Origin of the sequence: Phyllobacterium sp. (genome assembly GCF_037994425.1) — a bacterium.
Lineage (GTDB): Bacteria > Pseudomonadota > Alphaproteobacteria > Rhizobiales > Rhizobiaceae > Phyllobacterium.
On record NZ_JBBNAM010000396.1, the window covers coordinates 1 to 2,705 of the forward strand.

At 57.6% G+C, this 2,705-nt stretch carries 3 protein-coding genes; 1 reads left to right on the forward strand and 2 read right to left on the reverse strand.

Features of this window, described 5'->3' with window-relative positions:
• On the reverse strand, positions 1 to 424 hold a 424-nt coding region (locus tag AAAB35_RS26240; protein WP_340671279.1), incomplete at its 3' end, for a CHASE2 domain-containing protein.
• Between the two features lie 287 nt (positions 425 to 711).
• Positions 712 to 864 carry a hypothetical protein gene (locus tag AAAB35_RS26245; protein WP_340671277.1) on the reverse strand — a complete coding sequence of 51 codons (153 nt, stop codon included), beginning with the start codon at positions 862 to 864 and terminating at the stop codon, positions 712 to 714.
• A gap of 388 nt (positions 865 to 1,252) precedes the next feature.
• Between AAAB35_RS26245 and AAAB35_RS26250 the strand changes: the two genes are divergently transcribed.
• The coding region (locus tag AAAB35_RS26250; protein WP_340671278.1) for an MHYT domain-containing protein at positions 1,253 to 2,705 on the forward strand (1,453 nt) is incomplete at its 3' end.

Sequence of the window (2,705 nt, forward strand, 5' to 3'; positions counted from 1 at the left end):
ACACGACCGGCTTTCCCAGGATCGACTGCGCAAATATCGCATCATTGTCAGGAAATTTATCGAGGAGAGACCGGTCGATACCGGTTACGTCGCGAACAATATTGCTCGGCGAAAGACGGTCCGGCTCGGCAAAGAGGACGTCAAAGGCAATGGCCGAAGCACCCAAGTCGCTCAGTCTTTCGACAAGTTTGGCGATCCGATCGCGCGGCCAGGGCCATTGGCCGTATTCACGCAGTGAGGCCTCGTCAATGTCGATCACCCGCACGGGCATGGCTTCAAAGGTGCGCGGCAGAATACGTTGATATTCGTCAAACGTGACATCGCGAGCAAGTTTCAGGATCGGCGGATCAGTCGCCCGCAGGATCGTGAGCGCTGCGACGAATGCAAGGCCAATAATTACCCCAAACTGCTGCGCGCGTGTCATGACCGCATTTGCCAGCCCTCGCCGGCAATGCATTGACGGCAATTGCGCCGTCGCCCCTGCACCGCCAGGAAATGGCATGCTGCCCGTTTCTTGTTTGCTATGCAATCGCTTCAGGCGGAGCGTTCAAATATGGCGCCATCGTGATAAGGCGGCAGATCAACGACCCGCGCGAGGGCAAATCCGGCAGGTTCCACGACGGCGACGACGCAATCAGGTGACATGCGCATTTTGGTGCGCGGCCCTCGCGGCTCGTTAAGAACCTTCGTGTTTTCGCGGGCAAGGGCATCTCAGTTGAGAACGTAACCAGGATTTTGGACTTCAAGACTTGCCTGACTGCTTCCTGCCAGCGGCGCCTGATCGGGAACGCCGTGAAATGTGATGTCCATCAGCACATAGTCGATCAGGGTCGCGTGCGTCTGCGCATATCCATGCGTGAACATGCGTGTCCTGGCACCTTACTTGCGCCCTTGCTTGTTCAATTATTTGCGGATCAAGGTAGACGGCCCATACCTTGCCATCGACACATGCGGCGAACGGAACGGTGAATTGGCCGTCGCCGCGGCAAAGGCTGAGTACATTCATGCGCGGCCCTATGCCAAGCTATTGAATGACGTCGCCAGACGATGGCCAAAGTACGGCCCACCGGTCGCGGTCGGGCATGGAGGTCAACGGAAATAGGTCTGCCACGTTGAAGTTCCCCCAGCGCCCCCACGTCGTCTCAGCTAAGGGCGCTCCCATTATACAACTTAACGGGCCATCAAACATTTGATGCTTTGATGCCGGCTCCTGTTTGTGATGCGAAATATCCCCCATTTATCCGAGTGCCCCATGCTGACTGTGTATAATTGTGTCGTTAACCAACATGACATGCGGTTGGTGGCGCTCGCCGCCCTCGTATGTGTGCTTTCCACCTTCACGACCATAAGGCTCCTTCAACACAGCAAGGGCCTTAAGCAGCATCAGCGGCGCTTTTGGCTCGCGATTGCTGCGGTTTCTGGGGGATTTGGCATATGGGCAACGCATTTCATCGCCATGCTGGCTTACGCGCCAAGCGTTCCCAATGGCTACGATCTCGTCCTGACCATTGTTTCAATGCTTGCTGCCATTGCATTGACTGGATCGGGACTGGGACTTGCTGTTCGAAAAGGCGACGCGCGCGACGCGTTCATTGGCGGGGGCCTGATTGGCGGCGGTATTGCGACGATGCACTACATCGGCATGGCCGCGTTCGAAATTCAGGGGCGCGTTACATGGGATGCGAGGCTCGTTGCCGTCTCGATCTTCCTTGGCGTGATTATCGGCGCACCCGCGCTCTATACGGCGGTGGCGAGGAAGGGGCGACTGGGCACGCCACTGGCGACATTGCTTTTGACGGTTGCTATCTGCAGCCACCATTTCACCGCAATGAGCGCTGTCTCAATCATTCCGGACGCGTCAATCGACGTTCCGGGCAATGCCATCGATCCTCAAAGCATGTCGCTGCTGGTTGCGGGCGTGAGCCTGCTCATCCTGGTACTGACGGCCATGGGGCTGTGGCTCGATCTTAGGGATCGCAGGCGAGCAGAACGGGAAAGCCGCCGGATGCATACGCTGGTCAATGCTGCCGTCGAGGGGTTGCTGATAACGGACGGCGAGACAGTGCTGACAGCAAACCTCAGCTTTCAGAAGATGGCCGGCTTTACGCGAACGCAGCTGCGCCAGGCATCCGTACGCCGTCTGTTTCCCACGACACCAATCCGTGCGCAACTGAGCGAGGAAACTGAATTTACCGAAGCCGACCTCATGACCGCTGATGGTCGGGCGATGCCCGTGGAGCTCGTCATGCGGACCGTCGAGTATGCTGATGAGCAGTGTACGGCAATTGCGGTGCGCGATCTCAGCGATCGAAAGAAGGCGGCCGCCGACATTTATCATCTTGCACATCACGATGTGCTGACGGGGCTCCCAAATCGCAGGAGCTTCAACATTCGTCTTGAACAGGAGATCGCATCACACGATCGCAGGGGCGGTCGCTGCATTGCCGTGCTTTGTCTTGATCTTGACAGGTTCAAGGAGGTCAACGACCTTTTCGGCCACGCCGCCGGCGATGCCATGCTGCAGAAGGTAGCAAAATGCGCTGGATCGGTCATTCGGGGCGACCAGATGATTGCGCGCCTCGGCGGCGACGAGTTTGCCATCATCGCCGCAGGTTTGGACAATCCGATCGACGCAAGCCGTATCGCCCAGCAGATCCTCGACGAATTGCAAAACTCCAACGAGAACTCGAAAAGTGAGGACCTCG